This is a genomic window from Psychrobacter sp. FME5 (assembly GCF_014861375.1).
Taxonomy (GTDB): domain Bacteria; phylum Pseudomonadota; class Gammaproteobacteria; order Pseudomonadales; family Moraxellaceae; genus Psychrobacter.
On sequence record NZ_RRYX01000206.1, the window covers coordinates 1 to 1,862 of the forward strand.

General features: G+C 34.6%; 2 protein-coding genes and 1 pseudogene. 1 reads left to right on the forward strand and 2 read right to left on the reverse strand.

Annotated features, from left to right (window positions below; all coding sequences use genetic code 11):
• Together EI161_RS14140 and EI161_RS14145 are read right to left on the reverse strand one after the other, a co-directional pair.
• Nucleotides 1-184: DUF4411 family protein (locus tag EI161_RS14140; RefSeq protein WP_192529895.1), on the reverse strand; the 184-nt coding region annotated here is incomplete at its 3' end.
• Nucleotides 181-1,305 carry an ImmA/IrrE family metallo-endopeptidase gene (locus EI161_RS14145; protein WP_192524397.1) on the reverse strand — a complete coding sequence of 375 codons (1,125 nt, stop codon included), beginning with the start codon at nt 1,303-1,305 and terminating at the stop codon, nt 181-183. The genes EI161_RS14140 and EI161_RS14145, both read right to left, overlap by 4 nt.
• A gap of 249 nt (nt 1,306-1,554) precedes the next feature.
• Between EI161_RS14145 and EI161_RS14150 the strand changes: the two are divergent.
• Nucleotides 1,555-1,809 (forward strand): annotated as a pseudogene (locus EI161_RS14150) (HAD hydrolase family protein); the annotation flags it as partial.
• Nucleotides 1,810-1,862: the final 53 nt, after the last annotated feature.

Sequence of the window (1,862 nt, forward strand, 5' to 3'; positions counted from 1 at the left end):
CTTCTATGTCAATTATGGCTATGTCTGATGCCAGCATACTTTTTAGAACACCACCTATAATTTTAATCTGCCTAGACAATACACAGCCCTCTAGCATATCCCAAATATTACTAAAAATAGAGGAAGGATAGTAACGATAGCATAAATCCAAAATAGCATTAGTATCAATACAATACTTAATCATCCAAACACCTTCTGCTCAAGATATGATAACTGTTCAACACTATTAAGATTCAACATTTTCATTGCTGTATTCACAGGTAAGCTACTATCCCATACTGCAGAGATAACTTGTTGCAAATAAACCTTACCAAACTTATTAACAGCAGTATACTGTCTACCACTTTTACCAAATCCACCACTGTTTCTATCAGATAACTCATCTAAATAAATATTTAAATCTTTCTGAGTAATTCTACCAGTCAACTTGAGTTGTATTGCTATGGACTGTTTGCTCACCTTCAAGGCTGTTCTAATGGAAACAATATTATCTTCTAATGAAGCTCCGCTATCGTAATACTTTACTATTTCAGTTTCTGGAACTAATACGTAACCTGCAACACGATTACAGTATTGTTCAATTATTTGCTTACTTTTTAGTAGCTCACCATCTAATGAACTCTCACGTAATCCTAAATGAACTAGCTCATGAAGCATTGTGAAAAGTTTCCTTGAATTACTTTGACCTGACGAAAGAATAGCAATTATAGGTAGCAGTGGGTAAAATAATGCCATACCTTCCGAGCCAATTTTTTGACGTGAAATCTCGAGTACAAGAATGTCTTTTCTTTCTATGAGAGTTCGCCATGACTTATAATAATCATCATTACCATCAATTTTAAATTTAGATGTGGAAACCTCTAAGAAGTCCCTGATAGCTGAAGCATCATATTGTTCGTTATCACCTTTAAGCTTTAGCTTGAAAGGAGTAGGTTCAATGTTCATACTCTCATAAGTGTATGCCAAATCCTCACGAATTTTGGTAACCTCTCTAACAACTTTATTAAGCTGATACTTGCTTTCTTCATCATTGATATCACTTTGATTACGATGATCAATTAACTCAGGTATATCAGCTGTTTGTAAGTTATCAGATAACAAGAAGAATTCAGGCACTAAAAGAACATCTGCAATTTTTTTAAGCTGATTAAATGTGAATACAGTATCAGTTCCTAGATTTTGAGCTTTTTCTATCTTTTCTAATGGAATCTTAGTTTTTTTGGCAAGCAGCTCTCCTGAGAGTGACAATTGCCCTCTATAATGACTATAAGCCTTAGGTGAGTGAGTGATTAATTTGATCGCCATATTCCTCATGTCGTATTGAACCCATGCTAGAGTATCTTAACATACGTTATTACCTTTATATATTTAGTCTATAAAAACAGTATTGTATATTTAATTGACGATATAAGTTATTTTCTTTCATGTGACACTTTGCTTTGCCGTTACACAATCTTCGCTTACAAGTTATTAAGAAAGCTCTTATCTTCAAAGAACTGATCACTATTAAATGCGTTGCCTTAATAACTGACCAAATAATAAAAAAGGATATCCATGCCAACCCCGACCCAAAAAACCCTAATATCCACCCCAAAAATCATTTTTTTTGATATCGACGACACCTTAAGCCGTAACGGTGAAATTGCACCACAAAATAAAGCAACGCTTGAAGCACTGGCGAAGACGGATATTAAACTGGTGATTTCGACCGGACGCTCAAAGCCAATATTACCGCCAGATATTACCGCACTTTTAGAGACGGACGTTTTGGATGCCATCATTTGTATGAACGGCCAATATAGCTTTGATATAGTCAATCCCACCTAAAAGTGTTATAAACTAATTATCAAACCCAATTGCTA

Coding starts and splice junctions, on each gene's coding strand:
- EI161_RS14145 (WP_192524397.1), bottom strand. CDS start 1,305: ATGGCGATCAAATTAATCACTCACTCACCTAAGGCTTATAGTCATTAT.